Raw genomic sequence first — 22,959 nt, 5'->3', positions numbered from 1 at the left:
CCGCCGATCCGCGACCAACACGCCCTGACCAGCGGTCTCGTGACGGGAGGCCGCGGTGGTCGGCGCAGGGTGGCCGCAGCGGGGACCGGGGCGCCTGACTAGCGTGTCGCTGTGCCCCCTGCGCGGTTCGCCTACCTCGACGCGCCGACGCCTCTCGCCATGGCTCACCGCGGCGGTGCGATCGAGCACCTGGAGAACACGCTCCCGGCCTTCCAGGCCTGCGTGGACCTGGGCTACCGGTACCTCGAGACCGACGTGCAGATCACCGCCGACGGCACGCTCGTGGCCTTCCACGACACGACGCTGGAGCGGGTCACCGACCGCACCGGCCGCGTGGACGCGATGCACTGGTCGGAGCTGTCGGAGGCCCGCATCGGCGGCCGCGAGCCGATCGTCCGCCTTGAGGACCTGCTCGGTGCCTGGCCGGACGTGAAGTTCAACCTCGACATCAAGGCCGCCGGTGTCCTGGCGCCGCTGGTGCGCCTGGTGAGCCGCATGGGCGTGGCCGATCGCATCTGCCTCGGCTCGTTCTCCGACGCCCGCATCGCCGCGGCCCGCCGTCTCTTCGGCCCCGCCGTGTGCACCTCGCTAGGCCCTCGCGGCGTGGCGGCGCTGCGGCTGTCGTCCTACTCCCCCAGGGCCGCCGGCCTCGTCCGCATCCAGGCCGGCTGCGCCCAGGTGCCGCTCCAGCTGGGCGGCCGCGCCCTCGTCGACGAGCGCTTCCTGGCCGCCGCCCACGCCCGCGGCCTCCAGGTGCACGTCTGGACCGTCGACGACCCGGACGAGGCCCGCACGATGCTCGACCTCGGGGTCGACGGGATCATGACCGACCGGCCGGCGATGCTGCGGGAGGTCCTGGAGGAGCGCGGCCTGTGGGCCCCGCGGTGAGTCCGCTGCCGGTGGCCGGCCCGGCCGCGGTCCCGGCGTCCGGGGACCGGCGGCGGCACCCGGCACCGGCGCACCTGCGCTTCTTCCACGGACCCATGGACTGCGGCAAGTCCACCCTCGCCCTCCAGGTCGACCACAACCAGAGCCGGCAGGGCCGCCACGGGCTGCTGGTGACCCAGGGCGACCGGTCGGCGGCTCCGCAGATCACCTCCCGGGTGGGGCTGTGCCGCGCCGCGATCGAGATCGACGGGGGGACCGATCTGCGGCTGCTGGTTCGCGAGCGCTGGGCCGCCGGCGACCGCGTCGACTACGTCATCGTCGACGAGGCCCAGTTCCTCACCGACCGCCAGGTCGACCAGCTCGCCGAACTGGTCGACGAGTCGCACGTCGACGTCTACGCCTTCGGCCTGACCACCGACTTCCGCACCCACCTGTTCCCCGGCACCCGCCGGCTGCTGGAGGTCGCCGACGACGTCCAGCGGGTCCAGGTCGAGGTGCTGTGCTGGTGCGGGCTGCCGGGTCTGCTCAACGCCCGCGTCGTGGACGGCGTCATGGTGCGGGCCGGCGAGACCGTCGTCGTGGCCGACACCGCGCCGGCCCAGCTGCCCGGTGAGGAACCCGGCTCCTCCCCCGCCGTCCGGTACCAGGTGCTGTGCCGCCGGCACCACGTGCGGGGCCAGCTGGGCCCCACGGCGGCGGGCCCGGGACAGCTCGCCCTCCCCTGAGGTCCCGGGAGCTCACCCCTCCGAGGGGGCGGGAGGGCCCCGCAAGGCCCCGGATCCCACCCCATGCGATGATGAGGGACCTGTTCGGCGGAATCTTCCCGCCACATCTGTCGTTCGTCTCTGTGACTCCCTCGGTGTGCGGGTATGTGCCTGCGCACCGGAGTCGAGTCCCGACCGACACCACGTACGAGAGGACGGTGTGCAATGGGCGAGCGTTCCTTGCGCGGCAGCCGACTGGGCAGCGTCAGCTACGAGACCGAACGGAACACCGCGCCCATCGAGCGCCAGTACGCCGAGTACCGGTGCCCCTCGGGCCACCTGTTCACGGTGCCGTTCGCCGATGACGCCGAGCTCCCCGACACCTGGGAGTGCAAGTTCGACGGTGCCGCGGCGAAGCTGGTCGGCGGCTCGGAGCCGGCTCCCAAGAAGGTCAAGCCCCCGCGCACCCACTGGGACATGCTGCTCGAGCGTCGTTCCGTCGAGGACCTCGAGGAGGTCCTGGCCGAGCGCCTCGAGGTGCTGCGCGGCCGGCGGACCCGCGCCAGCTAGGACCCAGCGTCACGAACGGCCCCGGTGGATCTCCACCGGGGCCGTTTCGCGTGCAGAGCGTGACTCAGGCACCCGGGCGACCCTCGGGGCCGCGGAGCACCTCGCCCTCGATGACCAGGGGCGCCGTCCGGACGGGCTCCTCCCGGCGGGGCACCTCGGCCGTGCGGACGCTGTCGACCCGCACCGGCGGGCGCAGCCCGACCGGCAGCCGGGACACGATCAGGCGCCCCAGCGCCGCCCGCACCAGCGACCGGGTGCCCGGCAGCAGGCAGAGCAGGCCGAGGACGTCGCTGATGAAGCCGGGCAGGACCATCAGCAGCCCGCCGGCGGCCACCAGCCCGGCGTCGCCCAGCTCGCGGCCCGCGCCCGTGCGACGACGGGTGCGCGCGCTCTCCCTCAGATCGGCCAGCGCCTTGGTGCCCTGACGGGCCAGCAGTGCCCAGCCCAGCGCGCTGGTGGCCAGGGCGAGCAGCACGGTGAGTCCCGCGCCGATCCTTGCGGCCACGAGCACGAACACGACCACCTCGGCGAGCGCCAGGAGGCCGGCGGCGATGCGTATGCGACGTCCCACGGTCCTTCCAACGCGCGGAGCGGTCAGCTTGCTCCCGAGCCGCCCGCCGACGCCCGGCGCTGCCTGAGGGCGGCGGCCACCGCGCCGAGCCCGAGGGCGGTGAGCGCCCACTCCGGTCCGGCCCCGAGCCGGGCGGCCAGGCTGCGCGAGTCCCGCTGGGCGATCTCCTCGACGAAGACGTCGGGGGTGAACAGCTCCGAGGAGCGGACGACGGTGCCGTCCGGGGCCACGATGGCGGAGATCCCGCTCGTGGCGGCCACGGCGACGGTGCGACCGTGCTCGACCGCCCGGAGCCGGCTCATCGCGAGCTGCTGCTCGCTCTCGGCGGTGCGGCCGAAGGTGGCGTTGTTGGTCTGGACGACGAGCATGCCGGCGTCGGCGACGTCGGCGACCAGGCCGTCGTAGACCACCTCGAAGCAGATGAGGTCGCCGACCCGGGTGCCACCGATGTCCAGCAGGCCGGGCTCCTCCCCCGCGCGCTGGTCGGTGACGCGGTCGACCTGCGTGCTGAAGAAGCGGAAGAAGTCGCGGGCCGGGACGTACTCACCGAACGGGACGGGGTGCCGCTTGACGTAGGTCTCCCCCGGGCCGTCCTCGGGGTCCCAGACGATGGCGGTGTTGCTGATGAAGCGGCCCGGGCCCTGCACGACGGCGCCGACCAGGATGGGCGCGTCGATCGCGCGGGCGGCGCTCTCGATCTGCCCGGCGGCGTCCTCGTTGATGTAGGGATCGATGTCGGAGCTGTTCTCCGGCCACAGGACGACGTCGGGCTGGGGCTGGTCGCCGGCCCGCACGGCCTCGGCGAGCTCCAGGGTGCGCTGCACGTGGTTGTCCAGGACGGCGCGGCGCTGGGCGTTGAAGTCCAGTCCGGCCCGCGGCACGTTGCCCTGGATGACCGCGACGGTCGCCGTCGGCCCGCCCTCGGTGAGCGAAGGGCCCGGCAGCGGCAGCCAGGCCACGGCGCCGACGAGCGGGACCGCCACGAGCCCGGCGACCGCGACGGCGAGCGGGCGTGCCGCGGCCCGTCGCGCCGGCGGCTCCGAGCGGAGCAGGCGGTGGAGGGCGAGCGCGGCGGCGGCCAGCAGCGTGCCGATCAGGGCGACGGCGAAGCTGACGAGAGGCACTCCCCCGTAGGCGGCCAGAGCGAGCAACGGGCCGTCGGTCTGGCTCAGGCCCAGCCGGCCCCAGGGGAAGCCGCCGAGCACCAGACGGCCCCGCAGTGCCTCGTCGGCCACCCACAGCGCGGCGGCCCACAGCGGCCACCAGCGCAGACGGGACATCAGCGCGGTGGCCGCTCCCAGGAGGGCGAGGTGGAGCGTCTCGAAGACGGCCAGGGCGAGCCACGGCAGCGGGCCGACGTAGATGCCGGTCCAGCTCAGCAGCGGCACGAAGAAGGCCAGGCCGGTCACCAGCCCGAGCCACAGTCCGCCTCGGACGCTGCGCCCGTGGACCGCGAGGGCCAGGGCGGCGGGGCCCAGCACCGCGAGCGGCACCAGGGCGGGCCCGGGGAACGCCAGCATCATCGCCAGGCCCCCGACGGCCGCCAGGAGCGTCCGCCACGGCAGGCGGGCGGCAGTGCGGCGAGCCGAGCCGTCGCGCTCGGTGGTGGTGGGGAGCAGCGCGCCCGGTGCTGTGGCCACGCTCGTCCTCCCGAGGAACCGTCGGCCCGGAGCAGGGACGTCCCTGCCGCCGGGTGCGCTCCCCGGTCCGGTCGGACGGGGGGTCGGGACCGCCGCACTCGCCGCCGCGGCCCTGACCCAGCATCCCATCCCGGCGCATCCGCGGGCCGACCGCGTGACGCGGGCCCCGGAGGTGCCGGAGTCGTCCCACGACCGGCGGGCGTCGGCGGACCGCCCACCGCGGCTCCGTGTCTTCGGGCCGGACGGCCGCGCACTGGCTGCGCGCGGCTCGACCGTTGTCTGATGACACGGATCTCGGGGGCTCCGCCGGGGTCCCGGACGCACGCCCGGGTCGCACGCGCCGGCCCCCACGCCCCGGATCGCACGGCCGGCGCGGGCGCCGTCCGTGCCGGCCGAGGGGCCCGCACGCTCGATCCGGAGAGGCACGTCTCGGTGCTCCCGGTGAGGAACTGCAGGGACTGTAAGAACAGTCCGGGGACGGTCAGGTACCTGCGATGACCCTGAGGGTCACTGTGACCTGATCGTTACGACCGGGCTGCTTCCGGACGATGCAGTGACTGGAAGAACGTGACTTGCGGGTGAGGTGGAGCCGGCTCTCTTCCCGCCCGGCTGCTCAGCGCCGGCGCAGGATGCCGGTGATCCGCTGCAGCGGGGACTTCTTCCGCGCCTTCGGGCCGTGACCCGCGGCGCGGGCGGCGTCGGCCACCAGGGCCTCCTCCGGGGTCGGCGCGGTGCCGCCCAGGTGCACGGGCAGCCACCAGCGGTCCTCGGGGCCGGCCGGCTGGTCGGGGTAGTCGCGCTGCGCCTCGTCCAGCAGCGCCCCCATGGCGGCACGGGTGCGGCGCAGCAGCTGCTGCACCTTCTCCCCCGGTTCCGGGACGATCGGCTCGCCGAGGATGACCATCACCGGCACGCCGCGCCGCAGCTCGACCTTGTGGCCCTTGGTGGCGACCCGGTGCCCGCCCCAGACGGCGGCCGGGATGATCGGCACGCCCGCCTCGATCGACATCCGCGCAGCACCCGCCTTGAGGTCCTTGACCGTGAAGCTCCGGCTGATGGTCGCCTCCGGGAAGACGCCCACCACCTCGCCGTCCTTGAGCGCCCGCACGGCGGCGTCGAAGGCCGCGGCACCTGCCCGGCGGTCGACCGGGATGTGCCGCATCGCCCGCATGAACGGGCCCGCGAACCAGTGGTCGAACACCGCCGACTTCGCCATGAACCGGACGAGCCGGTGCTGGGAGATGGCGCCCAGTCCCAGGAACGTGAAATCGAAGAAGCTGACGTGGTTGCTGCAGATGACCGCGCCGCCGGTCGCGGGGACGTGCTGGGCGCCACGGACGTCGAACCGGAAGCGGAAAAGGTGGAAGACCACCAGGCACAGCCGGATGATCAACCGGTAGGGCCGGTCGCGACGGTCCGGCGATGCACCGAACAGATCGGTCCGCACGACGTCGCGCCAGCTCGCGGTGTACATGAGCGGACCCTAACCAACCCCCGGGTGCACTGCCCGGTCGGAGGCCCGGCCGGATGCGCCGCCGGTGGGCACTGCTGATCCACCGCCCGGAGGGCGGTGCGGGTGTCAACGGCGAAATACCACGAGCGACAAGTCGCATCATGGTTGGGGATAACGGTAGTGTCCCGGCATGTCGCGCGCGTGGCAGCAGCCGTTGCCCGAGATGCCGTCGCCGCCGCCGGAGCGAGCCTGGCGCCGCTGGCCGCCCCCACCCAGGTACGAGGTGCAGTGGCGCCGCCTGTCCGAGGCGGCGCTCGAGCTGGACATCGGCCCGGACGAGCTGGCCCGCACCGGCCTCGCGCCCCTGGCGGCCGCCCGGGAGTGGAAGCCCGCGACCGTGGCGCTGTACAGCAAGGTCGCCCGGTACGGCGGGCTGGCCCTGCCCCGGGCTCGCACGCCCGAGCCCGAGCCGCAGGAGCTGGACCTGCGTCCGCTCACCGAGCTCCGCGGATCCGATCCCGAGCACGTGCGGGCGGTCGCGTGGTGCGCGCTGGCACTGGCCTGGCCGGCGCCCGTCGGCATGTTCCGCTCCCTGTGCCGGGACCAGGTGCACGCCGGTACGCGACGGCTGGTCCTGCGCACCGACGACGGCGAGTGGTCGGTCACTGGCGCGCTCACCGCCTGGCACGCGTGGGAGACGGTGCGGGAGCGCTTCCCCGCGCTGGCGGCGAGCCCCTGGGTGCTGCCGGCGCTGCGCCGCGGCCCAGGGCTGGACTCGCGCATCGGTGGGCGGTTGTCCAACCAGGCGCTGCAGGTGACGTTCGGCAAGCACGCCGGGCGCACCGCCCAGCACCTGCGGGCCACGGCCCCGCCGTCGCGCGAGGCCGCCGCGGCGGACCTGGCGGCGGCGTACCGCGATCTTTCCTACGACTCGTACCGGCGGCTGGCGCTGGCGGGCGGCGCTCCTCCGGTGTCCGCGCGCGGTGTGGTGCGGGCTGCCCGCTCGGTGGCCCGGACCTCGAGGAGCGGCCGCGCCGCCGGCTGAGCGGGCCGCGGTACGACCGGGCCGCCGCTCAGAGCAGGGAGAGCTGCCCGCCGTCGTCGGCGGCTGGTCCGGGTGCCGGGGTGACGGCGTCCGGCTCACCCTTGGGTCGGACCCCGGGCAGGCCGGTGGTCGGCAGGCTGCCCGCCGGGAATCCGACCTCCTCGTCGCCGGGCACGCCGGTGACCTGCGCTCCGTCGGCACCGCGCGCCGCTCCCCCGCTCTGCCGGTCCAGCCCGTGCCGGGCGAGCAGCGGTGCGACCCGATGCGCCAGCCAGGTCCGGTACTCGGCGGAGACGTAGGCCCGGCGGGCGTACATCCGCTCGTAGCGCGGTACGAGCTCGGGGTGGGCGGTGCGCAGCCACGCCATGAACCACTCGCGGGCGCCCGGACGCAGGTGCAGCGGGATGACCGTGACACCGGTGGCCCCGGCCGCTGCGATCGCGCCGAGCGCGGCATCCAGCGACGCCTCGTCGTCGGTGAGGCCCGGCAGCACCGGTGCGAGGAAGACCCCGCACGGCAGGCCTGCGTCCGCGAGTGCCCGGACGAGGTCGAGCCGTGCCCGCGGGGTGGGCACGCCCGGCTCGAGCGCCCGGTGCAGCTCGTCGTCCCAGATGGCCATGGAGACGCCCAGGCCCAATGGGACCTGTCCCGCGGCGTCGGCCAGCAACGGGACGTCGCGGCGCAGCAGCGTGCCCTTGGTGAGGATGGAGAACGGCGTGCCCGACTCCGCCAGGGCGCGGATGACCCCGGGCATGAGCCGGTAGCGGCCCTCGGCGCGCTGGTACGGGTCGGTGTTCGTGCCCAGGGCGACGTGCTCGCGCGTCCAGCCCGTGCGGGCCAGCTCCCGGCGCAGCACCTCGGCCAGGTTCGTCTTCACCACGACCTGGGTGTCGAAATCCCGGCCCGAATCGAATTCGAGCCATTCGTGCGTCCTGCGGGCGAAGCAGTTGTGGCTGATGACGCCGTTCGCCACGAAGTCACCCGTGCCGGTCGTGATGTCGTACATCGGCATGTCGAGTCCGAGACTCTCCACGGCGACCACCCGGAGATCCGCGTCGCTCTTCACCGCGATGTTCTCGACGGTGCACTTGCGGCGGATCGCCGGGTCGGTCAGGTGCAGGAAGCGCATGTGCTCCTTCAGACCGCCCCTGAGGCGCACGGTGCGCACCCTGTTCTCCCGGCCCGGGTCTTCGAGAACGGCGTCGAAGCCGAAGGCAGTGCACGCGTCCTGCGTCCGGGCCAGCATCTCGTCGTCGGCGTTGCTGATCCGCAGGACACCCTGGCTGCGGCTGCCCTCCGCATCGAAGATGCCGGCGAGGAATCCGCGCTGCCACGCCCGGGAGGGCTCGACCGGCCACTCGATGAGTTGCTGTATCCGCGCCACGGCCGCGGCGCTGGACGCACGGATCGCCGTCATGGCGCGCCGGTTCCCGGTGGCGCCGGAGAACTCGAACTGGTCGGTCGGGATGCCCTCCATCGCCAGGTAGGCCTGCGAGCGGATCAGTCCGTCCACATCGGCGAGCGCGAGCCTGAACCTGTGGACGTCACCGTGGGTGCGACCGGCCCGCTGGTACCGGTAGACCTTGAGGTTCGCATCGCCGCGGACCATCCCGGTGAGGTAGCCCCGCCGATACTGCTCGCACGCGGCGACCGGGGATGCCGCACCCCCGAAACCGAGCAGGGAGTCGTTGGTCGTGAGGTAGGGGCGGCGGTCCCGCCCGGCCATGGCTCCGACGACGTGCTTCCAGCCCCGGCCCGTGAGGAAGCGGTGGTCGCCGCTGGCTGTGAGCTCGGTTCCGTCGGCCAGTGAGACGCGGTACGCCGGCTTCACCGTCGACCAGTGGGCGAGGACGTCCGTGGTGACGTAGTGCCGATAGGTCCCACGCTGTTCGGTTCCGACGATCCGATCACCCACGCGCAGCTCGGAGATCGGCTTCTGGCGCCCGTCGGCCATGAGGACCAGGGTGTCTCCGGCCACGCAGTAGACACACGAATGGCTGCATCCCCTGTAGGGGTTGATCGTGTAGCAGAAGGGCATCGCGGAATCGCCGGGCACCTTGTTGAGCGCTGAGCGCGCCCGCACCTCGTGGAACGTCAGCCCGGGGAACTCCGGCACCTGGACGCTGCGCAGCAGGCCCCGGATGCTCGGCATGCCGGGCAGGGTCGTCGGCTCGTCGAGGTCGAGCCGCTGCGTTTCCCACCGCATGCCCACCATACGAACACGTGTTCGAACCGATGTCCAGCCCGGTCAGAGCGGCGGGCGGTCCTCGTATTGCGTGGAGAGGACGACGGTGGTCCGCGTGGAGACGTTGGCGCACGCCCGGATCTCGCGGAGCAGCAGTTCCAGTGCGTCGGGCGAGGCCACCCGCACCTTGAGGATGTAGCTCTCCTGGCCGGCGACGGAGTGGCACTCCTCGATGGCCGTCAGGTGGGCCAGCAGCGCCGGCGGGTCCTCGTTCTGCGCGCCGATCGGGGTGATGGAGACGAAGGCGGTCAGCGGCAGCCCCAGCAGCTTCGGGTCCAGGGTGGCCCGGTAGCCGGTGATCAGCCCCCGTTGCTCCAGCCGCCGGACGCGCTGGTGCACGGCCGAGACCGACAGGCCCACCTTGTCGGCCAGCTCGGTGTAGCTGGCCCGCCCGTCCCGCGCCAGGGCCGCGAGCAGCAGCCGGTCGACGTCGACCGGCACCGGCCCCGGGTCAGCCGGGGAGTTCGACGAGCTCACGCGGACCGCCGTTCAGCGAGCGGACGCCGTCGTCGGTGCACACGACGATGTCCTCGATGCGGGCGCCGCAGCGGCCGGCGAGGTAGATGCCCGGCTCGACCGAGAACGCCATGCCCGGCTCCAGCGGCAGGTCGTTGCCGGCCACGATGTAGGGGGCCTCGTGCGAGTCCAGCCCGATGCCGTGCCCGGTGCGGTGGATGAAGTGCTCGCCCCAGCCGGCGTCGGCGATCACGTCCCGCGCCGCGGCGTCCACCTGCTCGGCTGTGACCCCCGGCCGGACGGCGGCGACGGACGCCTGCTGCGCGGCGTGCAGGACGGCGTACCACTCGGCGACGTCGGCGGGAGCGCTGCCGCCGACGACGTAGGTGCGGGTGCAGTCCGAGCGGTACCCCGTCGCGGTCTCGCCGCCGATGTCGACGACGACGACGTCGCCGGCCCGGACCACGCGGTCGGACAGCTCGTGGTGCGGGCTGGCGCCGTTCGGGCCCGACCCGACGATGGTGAAGTCGACGCCGACGTGCCCCTCCTCGAGGATCGCCGCCGCGATGTCGGCGCCCACGGCGGCCTCCGTGCGGCCGACGGTGAGGAACTCGGCCATGCGGGCGTGCACGCGGTCGATGGCCGCGCCGGCCAGCGCCAGCTCCTCGATCTCGGCGGCGGACTTGACCATGCGCAGCCGGTCCAGCACCGGCCCGGCGAGCTCCAGCGCCGAGCCGGGCAGCGCCCGCTGCACCCCGAGGACGTGCTCGGCCCAGGTGCGGGCCCCCACGGCGACGCGGGCGGGGGCGGAACCCAGCCGCGCGGTCGCCTCCCCCGCCAGCAGCGCGAACGCGTCGTCCGTCTCGTCCCACGCGAGCACGTCGAGACCCAGCGCACCGGCCGGGCTCACGTCGACCATCGGGGCCTCGAGGCGCGGGACGACGAGGAAGGGCTCCCCCACCCGCGGCACGGCGAGCGCGGTCAGCCGCTCCATGGCGTGGGCGTCGTAGCCGGTGAGGTAGCGCAGGTCCGAACCCGGCGTGAGGACGAGCAGGTCGGTGCCCGACTCGGCGGCCAGCGCCCGCGCGGCGTGCACCCGGTCGGAGGTCACGAGCGGGCCGGTCGGCGACGGCACGGAGGCGCTTCCCACGGGCGCAGACTAACCACGGACCCCGACGGTCTCCGCACGTCCCGCCCGCCCGCTAGCGTCCCTCCCCGTGACGACCATGCTGCTGGACGCCGCGTCGCTGTACTTCCGCGCCTTCTACGGGGTGCCGACCAGCGTGACGACGCCCGACGGCCGGCCGATCAACGCCGTGCGGGGCTTCCTCGACATGACCGCCCGGCTGCTCACCGCGCACGGCCCGGACCGGCTCGTCGCCTGCTGGGACGACGACTGGCGCCCGGCCTTCCGGGTCGAGGCGCTGCCCTCGTACAAGGCGCACCGCGTCGCGTCCGAGGGCGAGGAGGAGGTGCCCGACGAGCTGAGCCCCCAGGTGCCGGTGCTCGTCGAGGTGCTGGCCGCCGCCGGCGTCGCCCGCGTCGGCGCCCCCGGCTTCGAGGCCGACGACGTCATCGGCACCCTGGCCACCCGCGCCCGCGGCCCGGTCGACATCGTCACCGGCGACCGCGACCTCTTCCAGCTCGTCGACGACGAGCGTGGCGTCCGGGTGCTGTACACCAACCGCGGGATCGCCGACATCGAGACGGTGGACGAGGCCGCTGTCGCCGACAAGTACGGCATCCCGGGTCGCGCCTACGCCGACTTCGCCGTGCTGCGCGGGGACCCGAGCGACGGGCTGCCCGGGGTCGCCGGCGTCGGCGCCAAGACCGCGGCGGCGCTGATCGACGAGTTCGGCGACCTCGCGGGCATCCGGGCGGCCGTGGCGCGCACCGTCGTCCCGACGGCGCCGCTGACCGCCGCCGTCCTCAAGAAGCTGCACGCGGCCTCGGACTACCTCGACCGCGCGCCGGTGGTGGTCGCCGTGGCCACGGACATCGACCTGCCCGCGGTGGAGGGGACGCTCCCCCGGTCCCCCGCCGACCCCGCCGCGCTGGCGCAGCTGGCGGAGCAGCACGGCCTGCAGTCCTCGCTCGGCCGCCTGGGCGCGGCCCTGGGCTGGCCCGCCGGCGCGCTGGGCTGACGTCAGTCGACGTCCCAGGTGTAGGCGGCCGGGTCCTCGTCGGTGATGGTGACGACGAGGGTGAGGTCCTCGTTGTCGTCGGTCTCCGCGTCGCAGTCGTACTCGCGGCCCTCGCTGACCTGCATGCCGCGCGGGCAGTCGACGTCCACCCCGACGTCGTAGCGCTGCTCGAACTGCTCGGCGATGTCGCTCTGCACCTGGCCGTCGTCCAGCAGCGTCGGGCCGAGGCCGGCCCACCGGGCGACGGCCAGGGCGACCAGCACCGCGGCGAGCACCAGCCACCCGTACAGCGGGCGCAGGATCCGCCGCCTGGTCCCGCTCTCCGCGGTCGCCCCGGCGTGGTCGGGCTCGCTGGTCTCCGCGGGCTGCCTCGGCATCTCGGTCATGGTCAGCCCCCCACGGCGACGGCGACGACACCGCGGCGGACCTTGCCGACGGCGGCACGGGCCACGGAGGCCACCGCGTCGTCGGCCACCGTGGCGATCTGGTCGAGCAGGTCGATGAGCTGGCGCATCCAGCGGACGAAGTCACCGCCGGAGAGCTCGGTGCCGGCCTGCTCGGCGCCGGCGAGCACGCGGTCGAGGCTCTGCCCGTCGGCCCACCGGTAGGCCGCCCAGGCGAAGCCGAGGTCGAGGTCGCGGGTGGCCCGCACCCCGTGCGCCGCCTCGACGTCCTCCAGGCGCGACTTCACCTGCCGCATCTCCGCCACCGCCGCGCTGACCTTGCCGCTCGGGATCGCGGGCAGGGAGGGCAGGTCGCGCCGCGCCTCGAACACCACCGTGGAGGCGGCGGCGGCCAGCTCGGCGGCGTCGAGCCCCTTCCAGGCGCCGGCGCGCAGGCACTCGGCCACGAGCAGGTCGGCCTCGGACCAGATGCGCGCCAGGCGCCGGCCGTCGTCGGTGACTATGTGCTCCCCCACCCTCCCCACGTCGGTGGCGCCGATGACCGCCGTGTCCGCGGGCACCAGCTGGGCCGGCTCGGGCACCAGGTAGCCCAGCTCCTCCAGGACGTCGCAGGTCGCGTCGAACTGCCGGGTGAGCGAGCCGGTGCGCTCGGCCATCGTCCGGTGCAGCGCCTCGGCCTCGCGCACCGCACGCAGCCAGCGCTCGGCCACCCGGACCCGCTCCTCGCGGTCGGGCAGCGCGTGCACGGGGTGGCGGCGCAGCACGGCCCGCAGGTCGGCGAGGACCGGGTCGTCCGCGGCCGCCGAGCGGTTCTTGACGCGCCGGGCACCGAGGTCGTGCTCCACGCGGGCGTTGCGCAGCGTCGAGGCCAGGTCGCGGCGGGCGTGCGGGCTGCGGTGGTTGAAGTTCTTCGGCACTCTGACCCGCGCCAGCGCCGTCACCGGCGTCGGGAAGTCGATCGAGGCGAGCCGCCCGGCCCACTTGTCCTCGGTGAGCACCAGCGGCCGCGGGTCGGCGACGTCGGAGACGCCGGGGTCCAGGACGACGGCCAGGCCCTGCCGGCGCCCCGACGGCACCCGGATGACGTCACCGGGCCGTAGCGCGGCCAGCGCCTCGGCGGCCTCCATCCGGCGCTTGGCCTGCGAGTCGCGGGAGAGGTGCTTCTCGCGCTCGGAGATGTCCCGGCGCAGCTGCGCGTACTCCCCCACGTCGCCGCGGTCGGAGTGCATGTCGGCCGCGAACCGCTCGGCCTCGCGCTCGTGCCGCGCCGCGGCCCTGGCCAGCCCGACGACGGAACGGTCGGCCTGGAACTGCGCGAAGGAGGAGGCGAGCAGCTCGCGGGCCCGCGCGCGGCCGAACGAGCCGACCAGGTTGACCGCCATGTTGTAGCTGGGCCGGAAGCTCGACCGCAGCGGGTAGGTGCGCGTGCTGGCCAGCCCGGCGACGACGGAGGGGTCCATGCCGGGCGCCCAGATGACGACAGCGTGCCCCTCGACGTCGATGCCGCGCCGTCCGGCCCGGCCGGTGAGCTGGGTGTACTCCCCCGCCGTGACGTCGACGTGCGCCTCGCCGTTCCACTTGACCAGCCGCTCGAGGACGACGGTCCGTGCCGGCATGTTGATGCCCAGCGCCAGCGTCTCGGTGGCGAATACGGCCTTGACCAGGCCGCGGACGAAGCACTCCTCGACCGTCTCCTTGAACGCGGGCACCAGGCCGGCGTGGTGCGCGGCCAGGCCGGCGAGCAGCCCCTCGCGCCATTCCCAGAAACCGAGGACGTGCAGGTCCTCCTCCGGCAGCGAGCCGGTGCGCTCGTCGATGATCGCCGCGATCTCGGCGCGCTCGGCCTCATCGGTGAGCCGCAGCCCGCTCATCAAGCACTGGTGGACGGCGGCGTCGCAGCCGTTGCGGCTGAACACGAAGGTGATCGCCGGCAGCAGGCCGGCCTTGTCCAGCCGCTCGACGACGTCGGGCCGCGCCGGCGGCCGGTAGCGCGGCTTGTGCGACGACTCGCGCCGGCTCGGCCCGCCCCAGCCCTCGATCCGCCGCTCGTGCTCGCGGACGTACCGGACGAGCTCGGGGTCGACCACGGAGGCGCCGCGCTCGCGGGTGGACAGCGGCCGCGGGCTGTCGCCGTGCTCGGCGGCGTGGGCGGCGGGGCGCAGCGAGAACAGGTCGAACACCCGGTTGCCGACGAGCATGTGCTGCCACAGCGGGATCGGGCGCACCTCGCTGACCACGACCTCGGTGTCGCCGCGCACGGTGACCAGCCAGTCGGCGAACTCCTCGGCGTTGCTGACCGTCGCCGACAGCGAGACCAGCGTGACCGACGGCGGGAGGTGGATGATCACCTCCTCCCAGACGGCCCCGCGGAAGCGATCGGCCAGGTAGTGCACCTCGTCCATCACCACGTAGCTCAGGCCCCGCAACGCCGGGGACTCCGCGTACAGCATGTTGCGCAGCACCTCGGTGGTCATCACCACCACGGGGGCGTCGCCGTTGACGGCGTTGTCGCCGGTCAGCAGACCGACGCGTTCGGGGCCGTAGCGCTCGACGAGGTCGTTGTACTTCTGGTTGGACAGCGCCTTGATCGGCGTCGTGTAGAACGCCTTGCGGCCCTCGGCCAGCGCCTTGTGCACCGCGAACTCGCCGACGACGGTCTTGCCCGCGCCGGTCGGTGCGCAGACCAGGACGCCGGACCCGCGGTCGAGGGCCTCGCACGCCTCCACCTGGAACGGGTCGAGGGAGAAGCCCAGGTCGGCGGTGAAGTCGACGAGGTCCGGATGGGCCGTCCGGCGCCGGGAAGCGGCGTACCGCTCAGCGGGGCTGGACATGCCTCCACGTTAGGCGCGCGCCGCCCCGTCGGCTCGCCGCGCCCCGACGATCCCCAGCGCGCCGGGGACGCAGTCCGCGACGACGGGCAGCGCGGCCACCGGCTCGCCGTCGGCCCAGGTGGTCACGCCGGGGCAGGCGAGCTCGACCCGCGTCGCCCGGAAGACCGAGACCGCAGGGCTGTCCACGTGCGAGCCGTCGGTCAGCTGGGGACGGGCGCGGATCAGCTCCAGGCGGGTCAGGGGGCCGACGACGGTGACGTCGAACCGGCCGTCGGCGGGGTCGGCGCCGGGGCAGATCTCCATGCCGCCGCCGTACCAGGCCGTGTTGCCGACGGCGACCATCGTGGCCGGCACGGTGCGCACCTCGCCGTCGAGGACCAGGGTGATCTCGTTCGGCCGCAGCCGGGCCAGCTCCAGCAGCACCGCCAGGTCGTAGCGGCGCCGGCCCCGGGGCCAGCGCAACCGGTTGGCCCGGTCGGTGACCGCCGAGTCGAAGCCGCAGCACAGCACGGTGGCCCACCACCGGTTCCGCACCCGGCCGGCGTCGACCCGGCGGGCCTCCCCCGCCCGCAGGTCGGCGGCCAGCGCCCGCACCGCCGCGGCCGGGTCGGCGGGCACGCCGAGGGCGGTGGCGAGGTCGTTGCCGGTGCCCGCGGGGACCAGACCCAGCGGCGTCGCGGTGCCGGCGACGGCCTGCAGCGCGGCGTGCGCGGTCCCGTCCCCGCCGACGGCGACCACCGCGCCCGTGCCGGCCGCGACCGCCGCGCGCGCCCGTGCCTCGGCGTCGGCGCCGCTCGTGGCCGGGAGCACCGTGGGCGTCAGCCCGGCGGCGCACATCTCGCGCAGCACCGCGTCCCCGAGGGCGCGGGCGCGCCCGCGGCCGGCGGCAGCGCTGACCAGGACGGCGACGTCCACGGGTCGGTCGGCGGTCAGCCGCGGAAGGACGCCGGCGTGGAGTCCTGCGGCTCGTCCAGGGACGACGGCGTCGCATCCAGCGGGGAGGCCTCGTCGTCGTCGATGTCGTGGAAGTGCTCGACCGCCGCCCGCTTGGCCCGCCGCTTGTCGACGACGCGCGCGATCTGGATGGCCAGCTCGAACAGCACGATCATCGGGCCGGCCATGAGCAGCATCGTGAACGGGTCCTGGGTGGGGGTCACGAACGCGGCGAAGACGATGGTGAGGAAGAAGATCCAGCGCCGGCTACGGGCCAGCACCTCGTGGCTCAGCGCCCCCACCAGGTTGAGCGCGACGGCGATCAGCGGGACCTCGAAGCTCACTCCGAAGGCGACCAGCAGGGAGAGCACGAACCCGATGTAGTCCTGGGCGGTGAGCGCCACGACCACGCCGTCGCCGGCCAGGCTCAGCAGCAGCTCCAGGCCCTTGGACAGCGAGACGTAGGCCAGGAGCGCGCCCAGGGCGAACAGCAGCGTGGAGACCGCGACGAACGAGACGCCGTAGCGCTTCTCGTTGCGCTTGAGCCCGGGCGTGATGAACGCCCAGAGCTGGTAGAGCCAGAACGGCGCCGACAGCACGGTGCCGGCGAGGAAGGAGACCTTCAGCCGGATGAACACCCCGCCGAAGACGTCGGTGATGAGCAGCCCGCAGCCGCCGGCGTCGTCGCCGCCGTAGCGGAGGTCCTCGTCCAGGCTGCAGTACGGGTCCCGGATGAAGTCGCCCAGGCCGTGCTCGTACCACCAGAAGGAGAAGGCGGTCGCGATCAGCAGGAACAGCAGCGCCTTGGCGATGCGGTTGCGGAGCTCGGTGAGGTGCGCGACCAGCGACATCGTCGCCGCCGCGTCGCGGGGTGCCCGGCGCCGACGCAGCCGGGGGCCGCTCACCGTCGTCCTACCGGGTGCTGGTGGCTCAGCGGGAGCCGTCGGCCGCGCGGGACTGCTCGGCCCGGGCGCGCAGCTCGGCCGCGCGCGCCTCGGCGGCGCGGGCCTCCTCGTGCAGCTGGGCGGAGAGGTCGCCGTCGGCGGACGTCGCCGGGGTGGCGGGCGCGACGATCTCACCGCGGACCGGCGTGGTCCGCGCGGCGTCCTTGCTGCGGAGGTCCGTGCCCGCGGAGTCGTCGTCCTTCATGCCCTTCATCTCGCCCTTGAAGATCCGCAGCGAGCGGCCGAGCGAGCGCGAGGCGTCCGGGAGCTTCTTGTAGCCAAAGAGCAGCAGGATGGCCAGGATGATCAGGCCGATCTCCAGCGGGCCGAGGCTGGTCATGACTGGTCCTCCGTAGGTGGGTGGCGTCCTCGATGTTACGTCCCCGACGTCCGCGCGCAGCCCCCCGAGATGGGGGATCAGGAGGGTTTCTGCACCTGCTCGAGACGGGCGCCGGCGGCCTGCGCCTCGGTCAGCAGCGGGCGGACCTCCCGCTCGAACGCGGTGATCTCGCGGGCCAGGCGGGTGCGGGCGCCCTGCACGCCGTAGGCCACCGCCCCCAGCACGACGAGAGCCAGCACCACGACGACGACCCACACGACCAGCAGCAGCACGGGGCGACCCTAGCCCGCGCCCGGCTCCGGGGCGGCGACGCCGTAGCGGGCCAGCGCCGCCCGGGCGTCGGCGGCGATCCGGTCGGCCAGCCCGGCCGGCTCGTCCACGACGGCGGTGCCGCCCAGCGAGGCGACCAGCCGGCGGGCCCACGCCAGGTCCGCGGTGCGCACGGTGACGGCCAGCCCGCCCGGCGGGTCGTCGACGGGCGTCGCCGACTCCACCGGGTAGTACTCGGCGACCCAGCGGGCGCCGCGGGCCAGCCGCAGCCGCACGGCCGGCGCGCCGGGCTCGGGCTGGTAGACCCCGCCCTCGAGGTCGCGGCCGTGGGCCTCCGGCGGCGGCGCGGCCGGCTCGTCGAGGACGACGACGTCGTCGACCCGGTCCAGGCGGAACAGCCGCACCCCCTCGACCCGGCGGCACCAGGCCTCCAGGTACCAGCGGCCGTCGACCAGCAGCAGCCGCATGGGGTCGACCGTGCGCTCGGTCCGCTCGTCGCGGCTGGGCACGTAGTACTGCAGGTGGACCGCGCGCCGGCGCTCCAGCGCCTCGCGGACGACGGCCAGGGCGTCCTCGCGGGCGTCCACGCTGACGGTCACCGGGGTGACCTCGGCGGCGTGGCCGGCGGCGGCCGACACCTTGGCCAGCGCCCGGCCCACCGCCTCGCGCTCGGCCAGGCCGGGCAGCTCGAGCAGGGTCTTGAGCGCCACCACCAGCGCCACGGCCTCGTCGGTGGTCAGCCGCAACGGCCGAACCATGCCGGCGGTGAAGGTGACGTGCACCCGGTCGCCCTCGAAGGAGAGGTCGATGAGGTCGCCCGGCCCGTGGCCCGGGAGCCCGCACATCCAGAGCAGCTCGAGGTCGTTGCGCAGCTGCCGCTCGGGAACGCCGAAGTCCCGCGCCGCCTCCTGCACGCGCACCCCGCCGGGCCGCGCGGTCAGGTACGGGACGAGGGCGAGCAGCCGGGTCATCCGGTCGGTGGTGCCGGTGGCGCTCATGCGGGGGCTCCCATCGCGGCCAGCCGGGTGAGGTGGCCGATCACGGCGTCCCGGACCTCGGCGGGCGACTCGACGACGACGTCGGCACCCAGGGCGGCCAGCTGGCCGGCCAGCCCCCACGGCTCGGTCGTGCGCAGCTCCAGCCGGTCCTCCGATCCGTCCTCGGTGGGGCCCAACGGCGTCGCCCAGCGGCGCAGCCCGACGGCCGTGCCGGGCCGGGCGCGCACGACCACCACGTGCTCCTGGCCGCCGACCTGGGAGGCCACCATGGCGCCGAGATCGAGGTCGGCGGGCGGCTCGAACGCACCGGAGGGTCCGGAGGCCTTGGGGGTGCCGACGACGCGGGAGAGCCGGAACATCCGCGGCTGCCCGCGGTCGAGGTCGAGGCCGCCGAGGTACCAGCGGCCGTGCCAGGCGATGACGCCCCAGGGCTGGACGCGCCGGCGGGTGGGGGCGTCCTCGTCGGGGCGCTGGTAGTCGAAGGCGAGCTCCCGGCGGTCGCGGGCGGCGGCGTACACGGGCTCGAAGGCCGGCTCCCCGGCGTCCAGGCGCGGCTGGAGCGGGATGCCTCCCCCGGCGTCGACGTCGACGCCGGCGGCCCTGAGCTTCACCAGGGCGCTCTGCGCGGCACCGGCGAGCTGGGCGGACTCCCACAGCCGCAGCGCGAGGCCCACGGCCGCGGCCTCCTCACCGGTCAGCTGGATCTCGGGCAGCTCGTAGTCGGCCCGGGCGATGCGGTAGCCGTCCTCGGTGTCGAACACGCTCGTGCGGCCGGTCTCCAGCGGCACGCCCATCTCGCGGAGCTCGGCCTTGTCCCGCTCGAACATCCGCTTGAAGGCCTCGTCGGCGCGGTCGGTGCCGTCGTCGGGCTCGTAGCCGGGCACCGTGGCACGGATGCGGGCGGCCGTCACGTACTGCCGCGTGCTCAGCAGCGCGATGACCAGGTTCACCAGTCGTTCCGCCCGCTTGGCCGCCATGGGGCCCAGGCTATCCAGGTCGGGCCGACCAGCCGTCCGCCGGGACGCTGGTTAGCCTGCGAGGCATGAGCTCTTCCCCCTCCTCCCGCATCCGCTGGCGGCGCGGCGAGGTGACCGCGCTGGGACGGGGAGGGCACGACTCGCTGGAGCTCACCGTCGCGGTGCCCGAGGACGGCGACGTGCGCGCGCTGGCCTACCCCTCCCTCGTCGGCGTCCCCCAGGTCGGCGACACGGTGCTGCTGAACACGACCGCGTGGGCGCAGAACCTGGGCACCGGCGGCTACGCGCTCGTCGTCGCCGTCCCCGACCGGCTGCCCGCCGACCCGACGGGGCCCGGGCACCTGGTGAAGGCCCGCTACACGCCCCTGCAGGTCACCGTGCAGGGCGTCGACGAGCAGGACACCGAGCACCACGCGACGCTGGCCGAGGCCGATTCGCTGGACGGCATGCCGGTGGTGGTGGCCGACCTGCACTCGGCGCTGCCGGCGGTGCTGATCGGCGCGCTGGCCACCGACCCCGACCTCACGGTCGCCTACGTCATGACCGACGGCGGGGCGCTGGCCGCCGGCTTCTCCCGCACGGTGGACGCGCTGCACAAGTCGCTGGCCGGCGTGATCACCGTGGGGCAGTCCTTCGGGGGCGACCTCGAGGCGGTGACGCTGCACACCGGCCTGCTGGCTGCCCGGCACGTGCTCGGCGCGGACCTGGCGATCGTCACCCAGGGGCCCGGCAACCTGGGCACCGGGACGCCGTGGGGCTTCTCGGGGGTGGCCGCCGGTGAGGCCTGCAACGCCGTCACGGTGCTCGGCGGGGTGACCATCGGGGCGCTGCGCATCTCGGAGGCCGACGAGCGGCCCCGGCACCGAGGGGTCTCGCACCACTCGCTGACCGCGTTCGGCCGGGTGGCGCTGGGCGGGGTGACGCTGGTCGCGCCGCGCGGGCTCGGCTCGGAGCTCGGCTCGCAGGTCGACGAGGACCTCGCGGGCCAGCCCGCCCGCAACCCCGTGGTCTGGGTGGACACCGACGGCCTGGAGGAGGCGCTCAGCCTCTCCCCCGTGCCCTTGCGGACGATGGGGCGCGGCATGCCCGAGGAGCGGGCCTACTTCCTCGCCGCCGCAGCCGCCGGCCGCTACGCCGCCCTGCAGGTCCCCGTCTCCCCCGAGCCCGCCGCCTGACCCCTGCATTTCCGCGGAAAAGCAGACCGCTTTTCCGCGGAAAGGCAGGGTTACATCGAGGCGATCAGCTTCTCGACGCGGTCGTCGACGGCCTTGAACGGGTCCTTGCACAGAACCGTGCGCTGGGCCTGGTCGTTGAGCTTGAGGTGCACCCAGTCGACGGTGAAGTCGCGGCGCTTCTCCTGGGCCTTGCGGATGAACTCGCCGCGCAGCCGCGCACGGGTGGTCTGCGGCGGCACGTTCTTCGCCTCGAAGATGCGCGGCTCGTGCGCGACGCGCTCGACCTGACCCGCCCGCTCGAGGAGGTAGTACAGACCGCGGGTGCGGCTGATGTCGTGGTAGGCGAGGTCCATCTGGGCGACCCGCGGTGAGGACAGCGGCAGGTCCCGCTTGGCCCGGTAGCGCTCGATGAGGCTGTGCTTGATGGCCCAGTCGATCTCGCGGTCGATGAGGCTGAGGTCCTCGCCGTCGACGGCCTTGAGCACCCTGCCCCACAGCTCGAGCATCTGGCGGTGGACCGGCCCGACGCCCTCGCGGTCGGCGAACTCCAGGGCCCGGTCGTAGTACTCGGACTGGATCTCCAGCGCCGACATCTCCTTGCCGCTGGAGAGCCGGACCTTCCGCCGTCCGGTCATGTCGTGGCTGATCTCGCGGATGGCGCGGATCGGGTTCTCCAGCGTCATGTCCCGGATGGGTGCGCCGGACTCGATCATGCGCAGGACGAGGTCGGTCATGGCGACCTTGAGCAGCGTCGTGGTCTCGCTCATGTTCGAGTCGCCGACGATCACGTGCAGCCGCCGGTAGCGCTCCGCGTCGGCGTGCGGCTCGTCCCGGGTGTTGATGATCGGCCGGCTGCGGGTGGTGGCGCTGGAGACGCCCTCCCAGATGTGCTCGGCCCGCTGGCTCACGCAGTAGACCGCGCCCCGGGGGGTCTGCAGCACCTTGCCGGCGCCGACGACGAGCTGCCGGCTGACCAGGAACGGGATCAGCACGTCGGCCAGCCGGCTGAACTCGCCGTGCCGGCCGACCAGGTAGTTCTCGTGGCAGCCGTAGCTGTTGCCCGCGGAGTCGGTGTTGTTCTTGAACAGGTAGATGTCGCCGGTGACGCCTTCCTCGGCGAGGCGCTGCTCGGCGTCGACGAGCAGCCCTTCGAGGATCCGCTCCCCCGCCTTGTCGTGGACGACGAGCTCGGTGAGGTCGTCGCACTCGGCGGTGGCGTACTCGGGGTGGCTGCCGACGTCGAGGTACAGCCGGGAGCCGTTGCGCAGGAAGACGTTGGAGCTGCGCCCCCACGACACCACCCGGCGGAACAGGTACCGGGCGACCTCGTCCGGGGACAGCCGGCGCTGCCCCTTGAAGGTGCACGTGACGCCGTACTCGGTCTCGATCCCGAAGATCCGTCGGTCCACGATCCGAGCCTAGGCGCCGAGGGCGACACAAGCGCGTCCCGCGCGCGCTCGGCGTCGACCGTCCCGGCGCGGGCAGGGGGTCAGCCCTCGCCGCCGTCCTCGTCGTGCGGGTCGTACTCGTCGAAGGTGCCGCCCGCGGCGGTGTCGGGGTTGGCGGGGTCGCCGAGGCCGGCGGGCGTGCCGGGCTCGGGCACGCTCGGGGCGTGCGCGCTGGTGGCGGGCGCGTCCTGCACGACGTCCGGGGTGGGCTCGTCGCCGAGCAGCCGGCGCAGGGCCGAGCCGGTGATGCGGCGGAACGCCCGCTTGGGACGCCGCCGGTCGAGGACGGCGACCTCCAGCTGGGCCGCGGTGAGCTTCGCGGGCCCCCCGTTGCCGGCGCCGGCGGTGACCGGGCTGACCGCCGACAGGGCCCGCACACCGACCTCGAGGGCGTCGGAGAGCCCCATGGCGGCGTGGAAGTGCTCGCGCAGGTGGCCGGTGACCGCCTCGGCCTGCCCGCCCATGACCACGAAGTCCGGCTCGTCGACGATCGAGCCGTCGAACGTCAGGCGGTACAGCTGGTCGGTCTCGGGCCGGTCGCCGACCTCGGCGACGCAGAGCTCGACCTCGAACGGCTTGGTCTGCTGGGTGAAGATCTCGCCGAGGGTCTGCGCGTAGGCGTTGGCGATGACCCGGCCGGTGACGTCGCGGCGGTTGTAGGAGTAGCCGCGGACGTCGGCGAGGCGGACACCGGCGACGCGCAGGCTCTCGAACTCGCTGTAGCGGCCGACGGCGGCGAACCCGATCCGGTCGTAGAGTTCGCCCACCTTGTGCAGCGTCGAGCTGGGGTTCTCCGCGATGAAGAGCACGCCGTCGGAGTAGGTGAGGACGGCGACGCTGCGACCGCGGGAGATGCCCTTGCGGGCGTACTCCGAGCGGTCCCGCATCAGCTGCTCGGGCGAGGCGTAGTACGGCATGGTCAT

The 22,959-nt window shown here is 74.2% G+C and carries 22 protein-coding genes; 6 read left to right on the top strand and 16 right to left on the bottom strand.

Going from position 1 to position 22,959, the window contains the following annotated elements:
• Positions 1 to 111 precede the first annotated feature (111 nt).
• From DQ239_RS02015 to DQ239_RS02005, 3 genes are all read left to right on the top strand, one after another.
• Entirely contained in the window at positions 112 to 888 is a 777-nt protein-coding gene (locus DQ239_RS02015; RefSeq protein WP_199582477.1) for a glycerophosphodiester phosphodiesterase, read from the top strand.
• Positions 873 to 1,613: a thymidine kinase gene (locus DQ239_RS02010; protein ID WP_233488638.1), complete on the top strand. Its 741-nt coding sequence runs from the start codon at positions 873 to 875 to the stop codon at positions 1,611 to 1,613. The genes DQ239_RS02015 and DQ239_RS02010 overlap by 16 nt, the downstream gene beginning before the upstream one ends.
• Before the next feature lie 204 nt (positions 1,614 to 1,817).
• Positions 1,818 to 2,162: an RNA polymerase-binding protein RbpA gene (locus DQ239_RS02005; protein ID WP_040339339.1), complete on the top strand. Its 345-nt coding sequence runs from the start codon at positions 1,818 to 1,820 to the stop codon at positions 2,160 to 2,162.
• Positions 2,163 to 2,226: 64 nt separating this feature from the next.
• Here the strand turns inward: DQ239_RS02005 and DQ239_RS02000 are convergent, their stop codons facing one another.
• The 3 genes from DQ239_RS02000 to DQ239_RS01990 form a co-directional block, all read right to left on the bottom strand.
• Positions 2,227 to 2,733 (bottom strand): FxsA family protein, encoded by a 507-nt coding sequence (locus tag DQ239_RS02000; protein ID WP_113832565.1) that lies wholly within the window; start codon positions 2,731 to 2,733, stop codon positions 2,227 to 2,229.
• A 23-nt stretch (positions 2,734 to 2,756) separates the two neighbouring features.
• The gene (lnt, locus tag DQ239_RS01995; RefSeq protein WP_233488637.1) at positions 2,757 to 4,373 is read right to left on the bottom strand and encodes an apolipoprotein N-acyltransferase; all 1,617 of its coding nucleotides are present in this window, start codon (positions 4,371 to 4,373) and stop codon (positions 2,757 to 2,759) included.
• A gap of 613 nt (positions 4,374 to 4,986) precedes the next feature.
• Positions 4,987 to 5,847 (bottom strand): lysophospholipid acyltransferase family protein, encoded by an 861-nt coding sequence (locus tag DQ239_RS01990; protein ID WP_113832563.1) that lies wholly within the window; start codon positions 5,845 to 5,847, stop codon positions 4,987 to 4,989.
• A 169-nt stretch (positions 5,848 to 6,016) separates the two neighbouring features.
• Between DQ239_RS01990 and DQ239_RS01985 the strand changes: the two genes are divergently transcribed.
• Positions 6,017 to 6,871, top strand: a complete 855-nt coding sequence (locus tag DQ239_RS01985) for a hypothetical protein (RefSeq protein ID WP_113832562.1) — start codon at positions 6,017 to 6,019, stop codon at positions 6,869 to 6,871.
• A gap of 28 nt (positions 6,872 to 6,899) precedes the next feature.
• On the opposite strand, the gene DQ239_RS01980 is transcribed toward DQ239_RS01985, so the two are convergent.
• The 3 genes from DQ239_RS01980 to DQ239_RS01970 are packed head-to-tail and all read right to left on the bottom strand — an operon-like array spanning position 6,900 to position 10,722.
• The gene (locus tag DQ239_RS01980; protein WP_113832689.1) at positions 6,900 to 9,077 is read right to left on the bottom strand and encodes an intein-containing Rv2578c family radical SAM protein; all 2,178 of its coding nucleotides are present in this window, start codon (positions 9,075 to 9,077) and stop codon (positions 6,900 to 6,902) included.
• A gap of 42 nt (positions 9,078 to 9,119) precedes the next feature.
• The gene (locus DQ239_RS01975) at positions 9,120 to 9,593 is read right to left on the bottom strand and encodes an Lrp/AsnC family transcriptional regulator (RefSeq protein WP_199582474.1); all 474 of its coding nucleotides are present in this window, start codon (positions 9,591 to 9,593) and stop codon (positions 9,120 to 9,122) included.
• The gene (locus DQ239_RS01970) at positions 9,568 to 10,722 is read right to left on the bottom strand and encodes a Xaa-Pro peptidase family protein (RefSeq protein WP_233488635.1); all 1,155 of its coding nucleotides are present in this window, start codon (positions 10,720 to 10,722) and stop codon (positions 9,568 to 9,570) included. Before DQ239_RS01970 ends, DQ239_RS01975 begins: the two co-directional genes overlap by 26 nt.
• Positions 10,723 to 10,798: 76 nt before the next feature.
• On the opposite strand from DQ239_RS01970, the gene DQ239_RS01965 reads away from it, so the two are divergent.
• Positions 10,799 to 11,716, top strand: coding sequence for a 5'-3' exonuclease (locus DQ239_RS01965; RefSeq protein WP_113832561.1), 918 nt, complete (start codon positions 10,799 to 10,801; stop codon positions 11,714 to 11,716).
• Between the two features lie 2 nt (positions 11,717 to 11,718).
• Here DQ239_RS01965 and DQ239_RS01960 read toward each other — a convergent pair whose 3' ends face one another.
• From DQ239_RS01960 to DQ239_RS01925, 8 genes are all read right to left on the bottom strand, one after another.
• Positions 11,719 to 12,093 (bottom strand): DUF4333 domain-containing protein, encoded by a 375-nt coding sequence (locus DQ239_RS01960; RefSeq protein ID WP_158544761.1) that lies wholly within the window; start codon positions 12,091 to 12,093, stop codon positions 11,719 to 11,721.
• A gap of 11 nt (positions 12,094 to 12,104) precedes the next feature.
• The gene (locus DQ239_RS01955; protein ID WP_113832559.1) at positions 12,105 to 14,951 is read right to left on the bottom strand and encodes a DEAD/DEAH box helicase; all 2,847 of its coding nucleotides are present in this window, start codon (positions 14,949 to 14,951) and stop codon (positions 12,105 to 12,107) included.
• Positions 14,952 to 14,960: 9 nt separating this feature from the next.
• The gene (locus tag DQ239_RS01950) at positions 14,961 to 15,866 is read right to left on the bottom strand and encodes a diacylglycerol kinase family protein (protein ID WP_113832558.1); all 906 of its coding nucleotides are present in this window, start codon (positions 15,864 to 15,866) and stop codon (positions 14,961 to 14,963) included.
• 14 nt (positions 15,867 to 15,880) lie between these two features.
• Positions 15,881 to 16,789, bottom strand: a complete 909-nt coding sequence (tatC, locus tag DQ239_RS01945) for a twin-arginine translocase subunit TatC (RefSeq protein ID WP_233488632.1) — start codon at positions 16,787 to 16,789, stop codon at positions 15,881 to 15,883.
• 25 nt (positions 16,790 to 16,814) lie between these two features.
• On the bottom strand, positions 16,815 to 17,168 hold the full coding sequence (tatA, locus tag DQ239_RS01940) for a Sec-independent protein translocase subunit TatA (protein WP_113832557.1): 354 nt from the start codon (positions 17,166 to 17,168) through the stop codon (positions 16,815 to 16,817).
• Between the two features lie 77 nt (positions 17,169 to 17,245).
• Positions 17,246 to 17,440, bottom strand: a complete 195-nt coding sequence (locus DQ239_RS01935) for a hypothetical protein (protein WP_113832556.1) — start codon at positions 17,438 to 17,440, stop codon at positions 17,246 to 17,248.
• A 9-nt stretch (positions 17,441 to 17,449) separates the two neighbouring features.
• Positions 17,450 to 18,436 carry a WYL domain-containing protein gene (locus DQ239_RS01930; RefSeq protein WP_113832555.1) on the bottom strand — a complete coding sequence of 329 codons (987 nt, stop codon included), beginning with the start codon at positions 18,434 to 18,436 and terminating at the stop codon, positions 17,450 to 17,452.
• Positions 18,433 to 19,413 (bottom strand): WYL domain-containing protein, encoded by a 981-nt coding sequence (locus DQ239_RS01925; protein ID WP_113832554.1) that lies wholly within the window; start codon positions 19,411 to 19,413, stop codon positions 18,433 to 18,435. The genes DQ239_RS01930 and DQ239_RS01925 overlap by 4 nt, the downstream gene beginning before the upstream one ends.
• A 65-nt stretch (positions 19,414 to 19,478) precedes the next feature.
• Between DQ239_RS01925 and DQ239_RS01920 the strand changes: the two genes are divergently transcribed.
• Positions 19,479 to 20,588, top strand: a complete 1,110-nt coding sequence (locus DQ239_RS01920) for a DUF3866 family protein (RefSeq protein ID WP_113832553.1) — start codon at positions 19,479 to 19,481, stop codon at positions 20,586 to 20,588.
• A gap of 50 nt (positions 20,589 to 20,638) precedes the next feature.
• Here DQ239_RS01920 and pafA read toward each other — a convergent pair whose 3' ends face one another.
• Both pafA and prcA read right to left on the bottom strand, forming a co-directional pair.
• Entirely contained in the window at positions 20,639 to 21,997 is a 1,359-nt protein-coding gene (gene pafA / locus DQ239_RS01915) for a Pup--protein ligase (protein ID WP_113832552.1), read from the bottom strand.
• Between the two features lie 80 nt (positions 21,998 to 22,077).
• Positions 22,078 to 22,959, bottom strand: a complete 882-nt coding sequence (gene prcA / locus DQ239_RS01910; protein WP_113832551.1) for a proteasome subunit alpha — start codon at positions 22,957 to 22,959, stop codon at positions 22,078 to 22,080.

This window comes from Blastococcus sp. TF02-09 (assembly GCF_003319105.1).
Taxonomy (GTDB): domain Bacteria; phylum Actinomycetota; class Actinomycetes; order Mycobacteriales; family Geodermatophilaceae; genus Blastococcus.
This window is presented reverse-complemented; position numbering and strand designations above follow the sequence as displayed.

Coding starts and splice junctions, on each gene's coding strand:
- DQ239_RS02005 (WP_040339339.1), top strand. CDS start 1,818: ATGGGCGAGCGTTCCTTGCGCGGCAGCCGACTGGGCAGCGTCAGCTAC.
- DQ239_RS01990 (WP_113832563.1), bottom strand. CDS start 5,847: ATGTACACCGCGAGCTGGCGCGACGTCGTGCGGACCGATCTGTTCGGT.
- DQ239_RS01985 (WP_113832562.1), top strand. CDS start 6,017: ATGTCGCGCGCGTGGCAGCAGCCGTTGCCCGAGATGCCGTCGCCGCCG.
- DQ239_RS01980 (WP_113832689.1), bottom strand. CDS start 9,077: ATGCGGTGGGAAACGCAGCGGCTCGACCTCGACGAGCCGACGACCCTG.
- DQ239_RS01965 (WP_113832561.1), top strand. CDS start 10,799: ATGCTGCTGGACGCCGCGTCGCTGTACTTCCGCGCCTTCTACGGGGTG.
- DQ239_RS01960 (WP_158544761.1), bottom strand. CDS start 12,093: ATGCCGAGGCAGCCCGCGGAGACCAGCGAGCCCGACCACGCCGGGGCG.
- DQ239_RS01955 (WP_113832559.1), bottom strand. CDS start 14,951: ATGTCCAGCCCCGCTGAGCGGTACGCCGCTTCCCGGCGCCGGACGGCC.
- tatA (WP_113832557.1), bottom strand. CDS start 17,168: ATGACCAGCCTCGGCCCGCTGGAGATCGGCCTGATCATCCTGGCCATC.
- DQ239_RS01930 (WP_113832555.1), bottom strand. CDS start 18,436: ATGAGCGCCACCGGCACCACCGACCGGATGACCCGGCTGCTCGCCCTC.
- DQ239_RS01925 (WP_113832554.1), bottom strand. CDS start 19,413: ATGGCGGCCAAGCGGGCGGAACGACTGGTGAACCTGGTCATCGCGCTG.
- DQ239_RS01920 (WP_113832553.1), top strand. CDS start 19,479: ATGAGCTCTTCCCCCTCCTCCCGCATCCGCTGGCGGCGCGGCGAGGTG.
- prcA (WP_113832551.1), bottom strand. CDS start 22,959: ATGACCATGCCGTACTACGCCTCGCCCGAGCAGCTGATGCGGGACCGC.